The organism is Pseudomonas sp. IT-P294, assembly GCF_949767865.1.
Taxonomy (GTDB): Bacteria; Pseudomonadota; Gammaproteobacteria; order Pseudomonadales; family Pseudomonadaceae; genus Aquipseudomonas.
The window spans coordinates 45,828-61,157 of record NZ_CATKQW010000059.1 but is presented as its reverse complement, the minus strand read 5'-3'; the positions used below and the strand labels follow the sequence as shown (position 1 = coordinate 61,157).

Here is a 15,330-nt window from a genome sequence, read left to right as displayed (position 1 = left end):
AGTGATCATCGGCGGGTTTTTTTGTGGGTCAACTCGGTCAACTGTGGGAGCTAGCCTGCTAGCGATTGCGGTGATTCAGGCAATAAATTTGCTGAATGGGAGCCCGCTATCGCCAGCAGGCTGGCTCCCACAGGGGATCAGTGTTTGGCGGGATACTCGCGGTGCATCTGCTTGAGCAACGCATCTTTGTCATCCCACAGCTGGTTGATCCAGCCCTGAAACTGCAACCGATACTCCCCGTCCTGGTCGTAGTTCTTGCCGATGAATTGCGGCGGGATCTTCAATTCCTGAAAGCGCACCACCACATCCTTCACATTCCCGCAGAGCAAATCCCAATACCCCGGACGCCCGCCCGGATAGTGAATCGTCACGTTGACGATCGATTCCAGTTGCTCACCCATCGCATCCAGCACAAACGCAATGCCGCCGGCCTTGGGTTTTAGCAGGTATTTGAACGGCGATTTCTGCTGCGCATGCTTGCCCTCGGTGAAGCGCGTGCCTTCGACGAAATTGAAAATCCCCACCGGGTTGCTGCGGAACTTGTCGCAGGTCTTGCGGGTGGTTTCCAGGTCTTTGCCTTTCTTCTCCGGGTGCTTTTCCAGGTAGGCCTTGGAGTAGCGCTTCATGAACGGAAAGCCCAGGGTCCACCAGGCCAGGCCAATCACCGGCACCCAGATCAGCTCTTGTTTGAGAAAGAACTTCAGCGGCTGGATGCGCCGGTTGAGCACGTATTGCAGGACCATGATGTCGACCCAGCTCTGGTGGTTGCTGGTGATCAGGTACGAGTGCTGATAGTCCAGGCCTTGCAGGCCGCTGAGGTGCCAGCGGGTGCGGCAGACCAGGTTCATCCAGGCTTTGTTGTTGCTGATCCAGGCTTCATGGGTATGGCTCATCAGCCAGCGGGTGAACCGCTGGGTGAGGGCAAACGGCAGCACTTTGAAAATCGCCACGAGGAACAGGAACGAGCAAAGCAGAATCGTGTTCAGAGCCAACAGCAGCGAGGCAATCACGCCGCGCACGGGTGCAGGTAGAAAATCCAGCATTTAAAGATCCAAAGGTCGGTTGGCAGCTTGAATCGCGGTCAACGCGATGGTGTAGACGATGTCGTCGACTTGCGCGCCGCGCGGCAGATCGTTCACCGGTTTGCGCAGGCCTTGTAGCATCGGCCCCAGGCTGACGCAGTCGGCGCTGCGTTGCACGGCTTTGTGGGTGGTGTTGCCGGTGTTCAGGTCCGGGAACACGAACACCGTGGCGCGACCGGCAACCTGGCTGTTTGGTGCCAGCTGCCGTGCCACGGTTTCGTTGGCGGCGGCGTCGTATTGCAATGGACCGTCGATCAGCAGCGAGTTTTGTTGCTCGTGGGCGAGCAACGTGGCTTCGCGAACTTTCTCGACTTCTTCACCGCTGGCCGATTCACCGCTGGAGTAGCTGATCATCGCCACGCGCGGAGTGATGCCGAACGCTGCCGCCGAGTCGGCGCTTTGCAAGGCAATCTCGGCCAGCTCGCTGGCGCTCGGGTGCGGGTTCATCACGCAGTCGCCGTAGACCAGCACTTCTTCGGGAAACAGCATGAAGAACACTGACGACACCAATGTGCAGCCAGGCGCCGTTTTAATCAGCTGCAGGGCCGGGCGGATGGTGTTGGCGGTGGAGTGAATAACCCCGGACACCAGGCCATCGACCTCATCCAGCGCTAGCATCATGGTGCCGATCACTACGGTGTCTTCCAGTTGCTGCTCGGCCATCGGCGCGTTGAGGCTTTTGCTTTTGCGCAGCGCAACCATCGGCTCGACGTAGCGTTCGCGGATCAGGTCCGGGTCGAGAATCTCAAGTCCCGGCGGCAGCTCGATGCCTTGTGCGCGAGCCACAGCCTCGACGTCTTCCGGTTTGGCCAGCAACACACAACGGGCAATGCCGCGCGCCTGACAGATCGCCGCCGCTTGCACGGTCAGCGGCTCGCTGCCTTCGGGCAAGACGATACGTTTGTTGGCGGCCTGGGCGCGCTGGATCAATTGATAACGGAACACCGCGGGCGACAGGCGCATTTCCCGTGGCGTGCCGCAACGCTGGTGCAGCCAGTTGGCGTCGAGGTGGCTGGCGACGAAATCGGTAATGATTTCCGCGCGCTCGCGGTCGTCGATCGGGATTTCCTTGTTCAAGCCGTTTAACTGGTTGGCGGTTTCGTAAGAGCCCGTGCTCACCGACAGCACCGGCAGACCAGCCTGCAACGCGCCACGGCACAGGTCCATGATGCGTGGGTCGGGCAGGGTGTCGCTGGTCAACAACAGGCCGGCCAAGGGCACGCCATTCATCGCTGCGAGACTGACCGCGAGGATAATGTCGTCACGATCGCCAGGCGTCACCACCAGCACGCCGGGCTTGAGCAGCTCCACGGTGTTGCGCATGGTGCGCGCGCAGATAATGATTTTGGTCATGCGCCGGGTTTCGTAATCGCCGGCATTGAGGATTTGCGCACCCATCAGGTCGGCGACGTCGCGGGTGCGCGGCGCGTTCAGTTCCGGCTGGAACGGGATGCAGCCGAGCAGGCGAAAATCGCCGCTGCGCAGCAACGGCGAGTGTTCTTTGAGGCGCGAGGCAAAGGCCTCCATGCTCTCGTCGGTCTTGACCTTGTTGAGGATCACGCCGAGGACTTTCGGGTCTTTCGGGCCGCCAAACAATTGCGCCTGCAACTCCACGCGGCCGGAGAGTTCGGTCAGGGCTTCGCTTTCCGGCGCGGAAACCAGAATCACGTCGGCATCGAGGCTCTTGGCCAGGTGCAGATTGACCCGCGCGGCATAACTGGCGCTGCGGGTCGGCACCATGCCTTCGACGACCAGCACATCCTTGCCAATGGCCGCTTGCTGATAAAGGGTGATGATTTCTTCGAGCAACTCATCCAGTTGACCGTCGCCCAGCATACGCTCGACGTGGGCCAGGCCCAGCGGTTGAGGCGGCTTCAAGCCGTGAGTGCGCGCCACCAGTTCGGTGGACCGTTCAGGCCCGGTGTCGCCGGGGTGGGGCTGGGCAATCGGTTTGAAAAAGCCGACCTTGAGGCCGGCGCGCTCAAGGGTGCGCACCAGCCCGAGGCTGATGGAGGTCAGACCCACACCAAAATCGGTGGGTGCGATAAAAAAAGTTTGCATGCGAATTCTCTGAGGGAGCATGGCAAAGGCGATCATCTATGGCTGACGATCTACCGAAATTCAGTCGCCAAGGTTATCGCTAACCGAGCCTTGTGCGCACCAACCACAATCAAAGGGCTGGCCTATTTTTTCAATACGTTGCGCGGGGTCCAGGACCCAGGCACGTGATTGCCACGGCGGCTGGTGACGCAAGTGTTGAGTGTGGCCGCAGGAAAGCTCGGCAACCCAATGTCCGTCGTCATCCTGATGAAAACCTGTGACCGTCGAACCTTTCGCCGCCATCCGTCTGTCCGGGTTGTGTTCGCTTTCGGGCGATTGCTTCGCTAAACTTGGTCTTTCTTCATTCTTATGCAAAAGGTCTCGCCCCATGCTGATCGCCGCCAATAAGGCTGTCTCCATCGACTATACCCTGACCAACGACGCTGGTGAGGTCATCGACAGCTCCGCCGGCGGCGCGCCGCTGGTTTACCTGCAAGGCGCAGGTAACATCATTCCGGGCCTGGAAAAGGCTCTGGAAGGCAAAGCAGTCGGCGACGAGCTGAAAGTGGCCGTTGAACCTGAAGATGCCTACGGCGAATACGCTGCCGAACTGGTCAGCACCCTGAGCCGCAGCATGTTCGAAGGTGTCGACGAACTGGAAGTGGGCATGCAGTTCCACGCCTCCGCTCCAGATGGTCAAATGCAGATTGTTACCATCCGTGATCTGGACGGCGACGAAGTCACTGTCGACGGCAACCACCCGTTGGCCGGTCAGCGCCTGAATTTCCAGGTCAAGATCATCGACATCCGTGATGCCAGCCAGGAAGAAATCGCTCATGGTCACGTCCATGGCGAAGGTGGCCATCACCACTGATTTTCTGCGCTAAGCTCAGAGAACTGGAGAGGCGCCCGAGGGCGCCTTTTTAGTCCGCGGCTGTCCTTGGTGACTTCGCCAAGTGGCTGTTTCGAGTAGAACACGGGAATTTGGAGTTCGTCATGAGTGCTTTTCACGACCTTAAATTGACAGCCCTGGATGGTCAGGAGCTACCTCTGGCGCCTTTCAAGGGGCGTGTCGTGCTGGTGGTCAACGTTGCCTCCAAATGTGGTTTGACCCCACAGTACGCGGCACTGGAAAACCTCTACCAGCAATTCAAGGACAAGGGTTTCAGTGTGCTGGGCCTGCCGTGCAACCAGTTTGCCGGGCAGGAACCGGGCACCGAGCAGGAGATTCAGGAATTCTGCAGCCTCAACTATGGCGTGACCTTTCCGTTGTCCAGCAAGCTGGAAGTCAACGGGCACGATCGTCATCAGCTGTACCGTCTGTTGGCGGGCGAGGGCGCGGAGTTTCCGGGAGACATCACTTGGAACTTCGAGAAATTCCTGCTGGGCAAGGACGGGCGTGTATTGGCCCGCTTCTCGCCACGCACGGCGCCGGATGATCCGACGATCGTTCATGCGATTGAAAAAGCGCTGAGCTGAGTCGCAAAAAAAATCGCAGCCTTCGAGCTGCGATTTTTTATGCCTGCCTTTTGACCCTTAATCACCCAGATCAATAGTGCTGTGCATCCTCTGCATCTGCGCATATTATCGCCGTCATAAAATTTATGTCCCGCCGATAGCGTTTTCGTGGAGTGCCTCATGCCAGTCAAAGCCCTGTTTAAACCGTTCCATCTCGGCACTCTCCAATTGCCGACCCGCGTCGTCATGGCGCCGATGACCCGCTCGTTTTCGCCGGGCGGCGTTCCTAACTCCAAAGTGATCGAATACTACCGTCGTCGCGCCGCTGCCGGTGTGGGCCTGATCATCACCGAAGGCACCACCGTCGGCCACAAGGCATCCAATGGCTACCCGAACGTGCCGCATTTCTATGGTGACGCTGCGCTGGCCGGCTGGAAGAAAGTGGTCGATGCGGTCCACGCCGAGGGCGGCAAGATCGTTCCACAGCTGTGGCATGTCGGCAGCGTGCGTCGCATCGGCACCGAGCCGGACGCCAGCGTGCCGGGTTATGGTCCATCCGAAAAACTGAAGGACGGTCAGGTCGTGGTTCATGGCATGACCAAACAAGATATCCAGGACGTGATCGCCGCATTCGCCCAAGCCGCCAAAGATGCCCAGAGCATTGGCATGGACGGCGTTGAAATCCACGGTGCCCACGGGTACCTCGTGGACCAGTTCTTCTGGGAAGGCAGCAACCAGCGCACCGACGAATACGGTGGCGACCTGGCTGGCCGTTCGCGTTTTGCCATTGAGCTGATCCAGGCGGTGCGTGCCGCGGTCGGCGAAGGCTTCCCGATCATCTTCCGTTTTTCGCAGTGGAAGCAGCAGGATTACACCGCGCGCCTGGTACAAACCCCAGAAGCGTTGGGCGAGTTTCTCAAGCCGTTGTCCGATGCCGGTGTGGATATTTTCCACTGCTCGACGCGCCGCTTCTGGGAGCCGGAGTTCGATGGCTCCGAACTGAACCTGGCCGGCTGGACGCGCAAACTCACCGGCAAGCCGACCATCACCGTGGGCAGCGTGGGCCTGGATGGCGAGTTCCTGCAGTTCATGGTCAACACCGACAAGATCGCGCAGCCGGCCAGCCTGGAAAAACTGCTGGAACGCCTGAACAACGACGAGTTCGACTTGGTGGCGGTAGGGCGTGCGCTGTTGGTGGACCCGGACTGGGCGCAGAAAGTGCGCGACGGGCGTGAGGAAGACATCTTGCCGTTCAGCCGTGAAGCGTTGATGACCTTGGTTTAAGCGGCGACTGGAAGGGCCCCTTCGCGAGCAAGCTCGCTCCCACAATGGTTCTGTGTCGATCACAAAACCTGTGGGAGCGAGCTTGCTCGCGATGACTGACTTAAAATCAACGAAAGCTCAGGGGACAGTCGATGCAGTCGGCACCACCTGCTCCCGCACACAAGCCCCCCGCAACTGCCCTTCGAACTGATCGATAATCGCCGCCCAACCCTGTCGACTCGCATGCTGGCGCGCATTCAGGCGCACGCAACGCAAGGTTTCCCTTTCTTCCAGCAACCAGCACAGCGCATCGCAGAACGCCTCCTCATCCCCGGGCATCGCCAGCACGCCGTTGTAGCCATGACGAATGTGCTGAGCCGCAGCCGCCTGATCGTAAGCCACCACACCCAACCCCGAGGCCAGCGCCTCTAGCACCACGTTGCCGAAGGTTTCGGTCATGCTCGGAAACAGAAACACGTCCCCCGACGCGTAATGGCTGGCCAACGCCTCGCCGCGTTGTGAGCCGCAGAAAATCGCGTCAGGCAGTTCCTGTTCCAGAATCGCTCGCTGTGGTCCATCGCCGACCACAATCATTTTCAACGTGCGCTGCGGATAAGTGGCTTTCAGCGCGTCGAAACAGCGCTTGAGCAGACCCAGATTTTTCTCCTGGGCCAAACGTCCTACGTGAAGTACGGCAATATCGTCCTCGCCCAATCCCCACTGTTCGCGCAGTGACGTCAGTCTTTTGGAGGGATGAAACAATTGGCTGTCGACCCCTCGAGAGAGCAGTGCCAGACGCTCGAAATGCCGACGTTCCAGCTCCAGTCGCTGGCTGACACTTGGCACCAGTGTCAGCGTCGAGCGATTGTGAAACCAGCGCAGGTAGTGGGTCAGCAGGCGAGTGAGCAAACCGAGCCCATACTGGCTGGAGTACTGCTGGAAGTTGGTGTGAAAGCCGCTGACCACGGAGATTCCCAAGCGCCGCGCCGCACGCAACGCCGACAATCCCAGCGGTCCTTCCGTGGCTATGTAGAGCACGTCCGGGCGATGCCGCTTCCAGCGCCTGAGCAATTTGTGCATCGACGACTGACCCCATTGCAAGCCGGGATAACCCGGCAGCGGCCAGCCCCGGCACAGTAGCAACTCGTCATCGCTGGCCGCCAGCAGATCGCCACCCTGACGGGGTCGCACCAGCTCCACTTGATGGCCGCGCGCGCGCAAACCATCGCACAAGCGGCCAAGGGTATTGGCCACCCCGTTGATTTCCGGTGGGAAGGTTTCGGTGATCAAAGTGATATGCAGAGCTGTCGTCATGACCTCAGTGTCGGCTGGGGCCATGTCGTCATTGTGGCGCTTTGATGATGGATTTATGACGATGAGGCCCTTAGGGGCGGCAGATAGCGCCAGTCATCACTGTTCCGGTGGAGCGAAGGCAACCGAACGGGTTATCGGTTTTACCTCCTTCATCGTGTTGGCCGCGTGCAGTGAGCCCCACAAACGCTGCCCCGTCGGTTGCATCCATTGAATCAGATGCGACCAGACTTTCTCGGCTGACAGGTAATCGGGTTCATCGGCCCAGACTTGTATGCCTGCGCCCTTCATCGCCGGGTGGTTTGCGTCAATGATCGTCACGCTCTGACCGGCCTTGTCCATGAAATGGTTGGGGCGCCAGACATCGTAAAGTCCATAAGGCGAGTGTTTACGATCCACCAGATTGCTCCAGTTGGATTGGATGACAAAGTAAAAGTCGCCGTGGGCATTGAGCACGGTGTACCCGGCGTCGATCAGCGCTTGTACGTTTTTCTCACTGCGAACGCTGCCCCAGATACTCCAGCAAAGTATTTCAACGGCTGTATCGACCTCGATCACTTGATTGTCTTGAACGACAGCATCGTTCCACATGCGCGCAATCTTGCCGTTCTCGCGTACGAAACTCGCCAGCTCATTAACGAATTGTCGGACGCCATCGCGCGAGTTGGCGCCGGGCTTTCCCGAGGCCTGCCGTGCGTATTCAGCCAGTTGTGGTGTGTTGTAGGAGGTGATCGGAGAGAGGAAATACTCGTCGGCTTCCAGATTGACATGGGTGCTGTCTGGAAACATGTCGAACACATCCTTGAGGAGTTCTTTGACGAAGTGGCGTGCGGCCGGAATGCTGAAATCCAGCGCTTTGGGCACAACGCTGCCATCGCTCAGGTGCAGTTGAAATTCGGGCTTGTTGCGCAAGATGAATTTCATATGCCCAGGCGATTCAATCCCGGGAATGACGTTGATGTGGTACGAGGCGGCGGTGTCGAGTATCTCTTTGAGCTCCTCTGCGCTCCAGGCATCCGCACTGGAAAGGCCTGGATGAGACGGGAAGACAATCCGCACCCCCTCATTGTCGGTGAGGTGAAGATACAGCGTGTTGAGCTGGTTCCACGCCATCTCGCGCAGCAGGTTTTTGATCCATTCAGGGCTGTAATACTTGCGCCCGACATCAAGCAGAACAGAGCGCTCGGCATAAGTGGGGGCATCAATGACCACGCCGGGGGCAAGTGTGGCGCAAACACGTACCGCTTTATGCAAGGTCGTCAGCGCCCGGGCCATGGCTTCCAGGGTTTTTGCGGTGACGCGAATGGCGTCGGTAATGTCGATGCGGTAGGCCTCGTTCAGACCTTTGGCGGGTATTGGCACTTGCGCAGTATCTGGCGCAGACAGATTCAACACGACATCACCACGACTCTGTTGCGGACTGCCTGACGCGAGCATTACGACGGGTGATTTGCTGAGACCGGCAGCAACGGCAAGCCCGAATGCCAACCGTGTTGCCAACGGGCGAATGCGCTCATCGTCGATGAGAATACGCGTGCTTTCGTTGAGGGTGCAGGCCGCGCCGGCAACAGGCTGGGCATGTCGCACCGCCGGACTCAGGCCGGTCCAGGCAAAGCGTTCGCTGAGTGTGTTTGCAGTCGGGGGGATTGCCTTCGCGGCAGATGAGAGCGGTGGGCTGGCGGGTATTAACATTGAACAAAATCTCCATGAAATGAGGTCACGTCTCTTCCTTGAACGCATGAGAATTCATGCAGGTGGACCTCATCATCTATTGGAGATGTCATTCCTGATATTGGCTACTGTCAGCAATGGCCGGTTATACAAAACGGCTAAAGCTGGAGATGTTCAGGCGGCGCTTTTTTCCAGCGCGTCAGCACCACGCTCACGTACCCAGAACAGGGTCGCTCCGGCCACAGCTGCCGGCATCATCAGGATGTTCACGACAGGGATCAGCAGCACCAGATAGACAATCCCGCCAAAACTCATGCTCTGCCAGCGTTTCTGCCGCAGCCAGGCGAGCATCTCGTTCCAGCCCAGTTTGTGGTTGTCCGCCGGGTAGTCGATGTACTGGATCGCCATCATCCATACCCCGAACAGCAGCCACAGCGGCGCGGCGATGATGTTCACCACGGGGATGAAGGAGAGGATGAACAGCCCGATCGCTCGTGGCAGGAAATAGCCGAGCTTGCGCATTTCCCGGGACAGGGTGCGGGGGATCATGGCAATCAGTTCGCCCCAGCTGAAGGTCGGGAAGTCGTCGGTGCCGCGCACCACCACTTCGACTTTTTCCGCCAGGAAGCCGTTGAACGGCGCGGCGATGACGTTTGCGAGCATCGTGAAGGTAAAGAACACCATCAGCACCACCAGCACGACAAAAATCGGCCAGAGGATATAGCTGAGAAAACTCAGCCAGTCAGGCAGGGACGGCATCAGCGTATCGACCCACAGGCTGAATTGGTGGCCAGCCAGATAGATTAATCCGACGAACAGCACCAGGTTGATTGCCAGCGGCAACAAGACGAACAAACGCAGGCTGGGGCTCAGGACCAGCTTGAGGCCTTCGCGCAGGTATTGCGGGCCGGACAGAACGGGGGGGGGCATAACGGGCTCCGAGCAAAGGGTAAACGCGCCGACCTTACCGGCTTTGCCTGACGGGCGAAAGCGCGGCAGCGACATCGACATTAACTGTAACAAAGGCGCCTATAAATCCATCGTGACCGGATAGAGACCGCCTATGAGCTGGATTGTTAAACCGTATTTCCTTAATCTTCGCCCCCTCGATACGCTGCACCCATTCTTTTTACAGGACTGTCGAGTTCAAGCCTTCCCCAAGTGCTTTCAACGGTCCTTTTTTATTCCCGCCGGCAACCCGGCGTTCCGCGCCAGGTGTTTCGGGCCGGTCAACAGGAGCAGGTCATGTCTGAAGTCCGTCATTCGCGAGTGATTATTCTCGGTTCCGGCCCTGCCGGTTACAGCGCCGCGGTCTATGCCGCCCGTGCCAACCTCAAGCCATTGCTGATCACTGGCATGCAAGCCGGCGGTCAACTGACCACCACCACTGAAGTCGACAACTGGCCGGGCGATGTCCACGGCCTGACCGGCCCGGCGCTGATGGAACGCATGAAAGAGCACGCCGAGCGCTTTGAAACCGAGATCGTGTTCGATCACATCAATGCCGTGGACTTCGCCTCCAAGCCGTACACCCTGATCGGCGACAGCGCGACGTATACCTGCGACGCGCTGATCATCGCGACCGGCGCCAGTGCCCGTTACCTGGGCCTGCCGTCGGAAGAAGCGTTCATGGGCAAAGGCGTTTCGGCCTGCGCAACGTGCGACGGTTTCTTCTACCGCAACAAGCCAGTGGCTGTGGTCGGTGGCGGCAACACCGCTGTCGAAGAGGCCCTGTACCTGGCCAACATCGCCAGCACCGTGACCCTGATCCACCGCCGCGAAACCTTCCGCGCCGAGAAGATTCTGATCGACAAGCTGAACGCACGAGTGGCCGAAGGCAAGATCATCCTCAAGCTGAACTCCAACCTGGACGAAGTGCTGGGCGACAACATGGGCGTGACCGGTGCCCGCCTGAAGAACAACGACGGCAGCTTCGACGAGCTGAAAGTCGACGGCGTGTTCATCGCCATCGGCCACACCCCGAACACCTCGTTGTTCGAAGGTCAGCTGACGTTGAAAGACGGCTATCTGGTGGTGCAGGGCGGCCGTGACGGCAACGCCACTGCAACCAACCTCGAAGGCATATTCGCCGCCGGTGACGTGGCTGACCACGTTTACCGTCAGGCCATCACCTCGGCTGGCGCCGGTTGCATGGCGGCACTGGACGCCGAGCGTTACCTGGACGATCTGCAGAACGTCAAGTTCTGAAATCGTTGAAATGAAAAAACCGGCTTCGGCCGGTTTTTTTGTGCCCACAGAAATAGCGGTCAACATAAACCCTTGTGGGAGCTAGCAGGCTAGCTCCCACAGGGTTAACAGGGTTTGCGGAAATTGCGATCAACCGCGAAACCGCTCTTGCACGAAGTCCATGACCTTCAACGATTGATAGATCGCATTGGCCGCAACCCGCCCGAACGGCCCGCCGTTCCAGTCCAGCAAGTACGGCTTGAACAACTCATGCCGCACGCTTTCCCCGCACACTGCTTCAGCGATCACCCGGCCGCCAATCGAGCCGGTGTTCAGCCCATGACCGCCGAACGAGGTGCAGGCCCATACGCCAGGTTCCAGCAGCCCCAGGTTGGGCATTTTGTTGGTGGAATAACCCATCAGGCCCGACCAGGCCAGTTCGATGTTGACCGCGGCCAGTTGCGGATAAACCGAGACCATGTCCGCCTTCAGCATCGCCGCCAGGGCTTTTTCATTCTGTTCATTACGGGTGGTGATGCGTCCGCCCCACAGCAGGCGATCACCTTCGACAATGCGGTAATAATCCGACGCGCGACGGTCATCGGAGAATGCCGCCGCGCAATCGAGCACGTTTTTAATCGAATCGCCCAGGTGCTCGGTCAACACCACGTAAGTGGCGATCGGCAGGTAAGCGCGGCTGAGTTTTTGCAGTTCCGGGCCGCCGTAGCCGCCAGCGCAGAACACCAGGTCCTGACAGCGCACGCTGCCGTGGGCGGTCTGGACGATTTTGTAGGCCCCTTCACGACGCCAGGCGAGCATTTTTGAGTGTTCGAAAATACGCCCTCCGGCCTTTTCAATCGCAAGCGTCAGGCCCAGGCAGTAATTCAACGGATGAAAGTGCAGCGCGTTCGGGTCTTCGACACCCTGGAAATAGCGCAGTGTGTGCGCCCGTTCCCGCACCTGAGCGGTTTCTAGGAAGTTGAGTTCGTAGCCGAAGTCACGGCGCATGGTATCGATATGGTTTTTCACACCCGCGCTGTCGTCATAGCGCTTGACCCGGATCGTGCCGGCAGACGGCGCGCAGCCGCTCAAGGATAATTCGGTGATGTTGCGGCGAACAATCTCCACACCTTCGACCGACATCTGAAACAACGCTTTGGCGTGCTCCAACCCCAGTTTCTTGCGGATCGCTCCAGACCCTTCGGCCCAGCCCGGAGAGACCACGCCGCCATTGCGACCTGACGCGCCCCAGGCCACCTGGTGGGCTTCGAGAATGATCACGCGTTTGCCGCGCCGGGTCAGTTCCAGGGCCGCGGTGAGGCCGGCGATGCCGGCACCGATGATGCACACGTCACAGGTTTTGTCCGTGCTCAACTCGGACCTTGTCGCGCGGGGCAGCGAGGTTTGGGAATACCAGGTGTTGGGGAAGGACATGGTCGATCCTTGAGAAATTGTCATTGTGGGAGCGAGCAGGCTCACTCCCACAGAGGAGGGCGGCGTTTACTTGATAGTCGAGTAGTCGACGCCGTACCACTTGTCCGAGAGCTTGGTCAGCGTGCCGTCCTTGTGCATCTGGCCGATGATTTCACTCAATTTGGCGTTCAACTGTGGGTCACCCTTGTCGGTGGCAACAGCCAGTGGCTCATAGAACACCACGGCGTTGTCGACGGCCCGCAGCGGGTAGCCTTTCTTGACGGCCGCATCCAGCGTGCTGCGTTGGGTGAGGATGGCGTCCAGTCGGGTTCCGTCGCCCAGACGCAGATCGTCCAGCGGTCCGACAGAGCCAGCGTAGGTCTTCATTTTTTCGGTTTTTACGTCGTAAACGACAGGGGGCACGTCAGTGGTTTCGATGGCCAGTGCCTGACTGAAGTAATCCTCGGACGTAGTGCCACCTTCGACACCGATGGTTTTGCCATTCAGTGCTTTGTGATCGTTGACCGTGGATTTGTTGTGCACCGCAAACACATAGGGCACGTAGTAATAAGTCCCGGGGAAATCGAGAATCCGCGCACGACTTTTCGTCGCGGTCATTGAGCCGACCGACACGTCCCAGCGACCGTTCCACTTGCCTGCGGTAATCACATCCCAATCGGGTGTGATGAACTTGGCTTCGACGCCGAGACGCTTGGCGATCTCCTTGGACACGTCGATATCAAAACCGTCGATTTCATTCTTGTCGTTGATGAACCCCTGCGGAGGCCAGGTCGCCGAGGTGGCGACGGTCAACGTCTTGCTGCTTTCGATCTTGTCCAGAACGGCTCCGGCGTTCGCGGCGCCGACGAACAACAGTGACAGGGCAGCTGCGAGGGTGATTGCGGGTTTTTTACTGAGCATGTCCATCTCCACTTCTCGTTATTGTTATACGGGGTAAAGCGCTTCTCAGTGACCGATGATCTGCGACAGGAATTTCTGTGCGCGTTCAGTCTGCGGGTTGTTGAAAAACTCGGCCGGGGTGGCTTGTTCGATCACTTGCCCCTGGTCCATGAACAGCACTCGGTCGGCGACCTTGCTGGCAAAACCCATCTCGTGGGTCACGCAAATCATGGTCATGCCGTCGGTGGCCAGTTCGCCCATCACGTCCAGCACTTCGTGGACCATCTCCGGGTCCAGTGCGGAGGTTGGCTCATCGAACAGCATCACTTTTGGGTTCATGCATAGCGCCCGGGCAATCGCCACGCGCTGCTGCTGGCCGCCGGACAGTTGCGACGGATATTTGTGGGCGTGCTCGGCAATCCGAACGCGTTCCAGATAGACCTGCGCGCGTTTTTTCGCCTCGACAGCGGACACGCCTTGCACCAGTTGCGGGGCCAAGGTCAGGTTGTCCATCACACTCAAGTGCGGGAACAGGTTGAAGCTCTGGAACACCATGCCGATTTCGCCGCGCACGGCGCTGACGCTTTCTGCTTCGCTGGTGAGGGTGATGCCGTTGACCTGTATGTGGCCTTTCTGGAAACTCTCCAGGTGGTTGATGCAGCGAATCATCGTCGATTTGCCCGAGCCCGACGGCCCGCACACCACCAGGATTTCACCGGTAGCGACGTTGAGGTCGACGTCGCGCAGGGCGTGAAAGTTGCCGTACCACTTGTTCAGGCCGGTGATGGAAATCATAGAAGGGCTGACCTGAGCAACAGGCGCCAGGTCGAGTTGTTCAGCGGTATTGGTTCGAGTCATCACGCATCAACCCCTTGCCACGGATCGGTTCACCCGTTTTTCGATTCGCGCCTGAACCCGCTCCAGAATGAATGACAGGGCCCAGTAAATCATCGCGGCGGTGATCAGCATTTCCAGGTGACGAAAGTCCGCGCGGCCCTGGGTCTTGGCCAGGTACATCAGCTCCCAGACACCGATGACCGACACCAGCGAGCTGTCCTTGAGCATGGCGATGAACTGGTTGCCGGTGGGTGGAATGATCACGCGCAAGGCCTGCGGCATGATGACCCGGCTCAGGGTCTTGAACGGGCTGATGTTCAACGCCCGAGAGGCTTCCCACTGGCCGACCGGAATGCTCTGGATACCGGCACGGAAAATCTCGGTCATGTAGGCGCCGTAGCACAGGGACAGCGCGAGGATGCCGGCAGGCACCGCGTCGACCACGTAGCCCAGTTGCGGCAGACCGAGATAGATCAGGTAGATCTGGATCAGTAACGGAACACCGCGAAAGAACGAGGTGTAGAACGAGGCGAGGGCATTGGCCAGGCCGTTGTTCGACAGCTTGGCCACCGCGCCGATCAGCGCCAGCACGAAGGCCAGCACAATCGCGATGGCGGAAATGTAGAGCGTGGTCGCGGCACCCTGAATGATCAGGAAGCCGATCTTGTCGAGGATGAAACTGTAGGAGAGGTTGAAGGTGTCGAAGAAGGCCAGGAACAGGATCAGCAGTTCGATCCACACCACCGTCGTCTGTACTTTGAACTTAAGGCGTCCGAGGACGTGGAAATTCAGTGTGCCCAGTACTGCGATGCCTAGCCCGATGGCGACGTTGCGTGCGGTCAGACTGTCCGGGGCATTGCCCAGCAGCGGTTGCAGAAAATGGCTAAGGGCGCTGTTGCCCAGGTTCATCAGGTAGGAGCCGAGAAACAGCACCACGGCTACGCCGAGCAGGAATTGAGGATCGTTGGACTTTTTCTTATAAATTATATTGTCGTGATACATGTCTGCCTCAGCTTGTAGGTGGTGATGTTCTCGCTTGTTAAAGGGGTCTTTGGCTAATCCGAACGGTCAGGCGAAGTGCGTTGTTACCGTTCGGGTTCAGGTCTTTGGTCAGTATTGCGGCGCCGATTCCGGGACAACAAGCGAACATAATTCGCTACGTCAGTCC

The 15,330-nt window shown here is 58.8% G+C and carries 14 protein-coding genes; 4 read left to right on the top strand and 10 right to left on the bottom strand.

Features of this window, described 5'->3' with window-relative positions:
- Positions 1 to 137: 137 nt before the first annotated feature.
- Genes ACM6I0_RS30500 through ACM6I0_RS30490 form a run of 3 tightly spaced genes read right to left on the bottom strand, consistent with a single transcriptional unit; the run spans position 138 to position 3,542 of the window.
- Positions 138 to 1,043: an acyltransferase gene (locus ACM6I0_RS30500; protein WP_414924018.1), complete on the bottom strand. Its 906-nt coding sequence runs from the start codon at positions 1,041 to 1,043 to the stop codon at positions 138 to 140.
- Positions 1,044 to 3,143, bottom strand: a complete 2,100-nt coding sequence (gene pta / locus ACM6I0_RS30495) for a phosphate acetyltransferase (RefSeq protein WP_285430868.1) — start codon at positions 3,141 to 3,143, stop codon at positions 1,044 to 1,046. It lies immediately after the preceding gene.
- 60 nt (positions 3,144 to 3,203) lie between these two features.
- On the bottom strand, positions 3,204 to 3,542 hold the full coding sequence (locus tag ACM6I0_RS30490) for a DUF3565 domain-containing protein (protein ID WP_285430869.1): 339 nt from the start codon (positions 3,540 to 3,542) through the stop codon (positions 3,204 to 3,206).
- On the opposite strand from ACM6I0_RS30490, the gene ACM6I0_RS30485 reads away from it, so the two are divergent.
- The 3 genes from ACM6I0_RS30485 (at position 3,511) to ACM6I0_RS30475 (ending at position 5,864) form a co-directional block, all read left to right on the top strand.
- On the top strand, positions 3,511 to 3,996 hold the full coding sequence (locus tag ACM6I0_RS30485) for an FKBP-type peptidyl-prolyl cis-trans isomerase (RefSeq protein ID WP_208669974.1): 486 nt from the start codon (positions 3,511 to 3,513) through the stop codon (positions 3,994 to 3,996). The two genes, ACM6I0_RS30490 and ACM6I0_RS30485, sit on opposite strands and share 32 nt — an antisense overlap.
- Positions 3,997 to 4,118: 122 nt before the next feature.
- Positions 4,119 to 4,601 carry a glutathione peroxidase gene (locus ACM6I0_RS30480; RefSeq protein ID WP_208669973.1) on the top strand — a complete coding sequence of 161 codons (483 nt, stop codon included), beginning with the start codon at positions 4,119 to 4,121 and terminating at the stop codon, positions 4,599 to 4,601.
- A 159-nt stretch (positions 4,602 to 4,760) separates the two neighbouring features.
- Positions 4,761 to 5,864 (top strand): NADH:flavin oxidoreductase, encoded by a 1,104-nt coding sequence (locus ACM6I0_RS30475; protein WP_414924017.1) that lies wholly within the window; start codon positions 4,761 to 4,763, stop codon positions 5,862 to 5,864.
- A 117-nt stretch (positions 5,865 to 5,981) separates the two neighbouring features.
- On the opposite strand, the gene ACM6I0_RS30470 is transcribed toward ACM6I0_RS30475, so the two are convergent.
- The 3 genes from ACM6I0_RS30470 to cysZ form a co-directional block, all read right to left on the bottom strand.
- Entirely contained in the window at positions 5,982 to 7,181 is a 1,200-nt protein-coding gene (locus ACM6I0_RS30470; RefSeq protein WP_285430874.1) for a glycosyltransferase family 4 protein, read from the bottom strand.
- Between the two features lie 72 nt (positions 7,182 to 7,253).
- Positions 7,254 to 8,894 carry a beta-N-acetylhexosaminidase gene (locus ACM6I0_RS30465; RefSeq protein ID WP_414924016.1) on the bottom strand — a complete coding sequence of 547 codons (1,641 nt, stop codon included), beginning with the start codon at positions 8,892 to 8,894 and terminating at the stop codon, positions 7,254 to 7,256.
- A gap of 105 nt (positions 8,895 to 8,999) precedes the next feature.
- Positions 9,000 to 9,755 carry a sulfate transporter CysZ gene (cysZ, locus tag ACM6I0_RS30460; protein ID WP_414924015.1) on the bottom strand — a complete coding sequence of 252 codons (756 nt, stop codon included), beginning with the start codon at positions 9,753 to 9,755 and terminating at the stop codon, positions 9,000 to 9,002.
- A 315-nt stretch (positions 9,756 to 10,070) separates the two neighbouring features.
- Between cysZ and trxB the strand changes: the two genes are divergently transcribed.
- Positions 10,071 to 11,033, top strand: coding sequence for a thioredoxin-disulfide reductase (gene trxB / locus ACM6I0_RS30455; RefSeq protein WP_222589808.1), 963 nt, complete (start codon positions 10,071 to 10,073; stop codon positions 11,031 to 11,033).
- A gap of 129 nt (positions 11,034 to 11,162) precedes the next feature.
- On the opposite strand, the gene ACM6I0_RS30450 is transcribed toward trxB, so the two are convergent.
- The 4 genes from ACM6I0_RS30450 to ACM6I0_RS30435 all read right to left on the bottom strand — a co-directional run bounded on the left by ACM6I0_RS30450 (position 11,163) and on the right by ACM6I0_RS30435 (position 15,164).
- Positions 11,163 to 12,446, bottom strand: a complete 1,284-nt coding sequence (locus ACM6I0_RS30450) for an NAD(P)/FAD-dependent oxidoreductase (RefSeq protein WP_414924014.1) — start codon at positions 12,444 to 12,446, stop codon at positions 11,163 to 11,165.
- Between the two features lie 66 nt (positions 12,447 to 12,512).
- A complete protein-coding gene (locus tag ACM6I0_RS30445; protein ID WP_414924013.1) occupies positions 12,513 to 13,346 on the bottom strand; it encodes a transporter substrate-binding domain-containing protein in 834 nt (277 codons plus the stop codon).
- A gap of 45 nt (positions 13,347 to 13,391) precedes the next feature.
- The gene (locus ACM6I0_RS30440; protein WP_414924097.1) at positions 13,392 to 14,120 is read right to left on the bottom strand and encodes an amino acid ABC transporter ATP-binding protein; all 729 of its coding nucleotides are present in this window, start codon (positions 14,118 to 14,120) and stop codon (positions 13,392 to 13,394) included.
- Positions 14,121 to 14,189: 69 nt separating this feature from the next.
- Positions 14,190 to 15,164, bottom strand: coding sequence for an amino acid ABC transporter permease (locus tag ACM6I0_RS30435; RefSeq protein WP_285430881.1), 975 nt, complete (start codon positions 15,162 to 15,164; stop codon positions 14,190 to 14,192).
- Between the last annotated feature and the right edge of the window lie 166 nt (positions 15,165 to 15,330).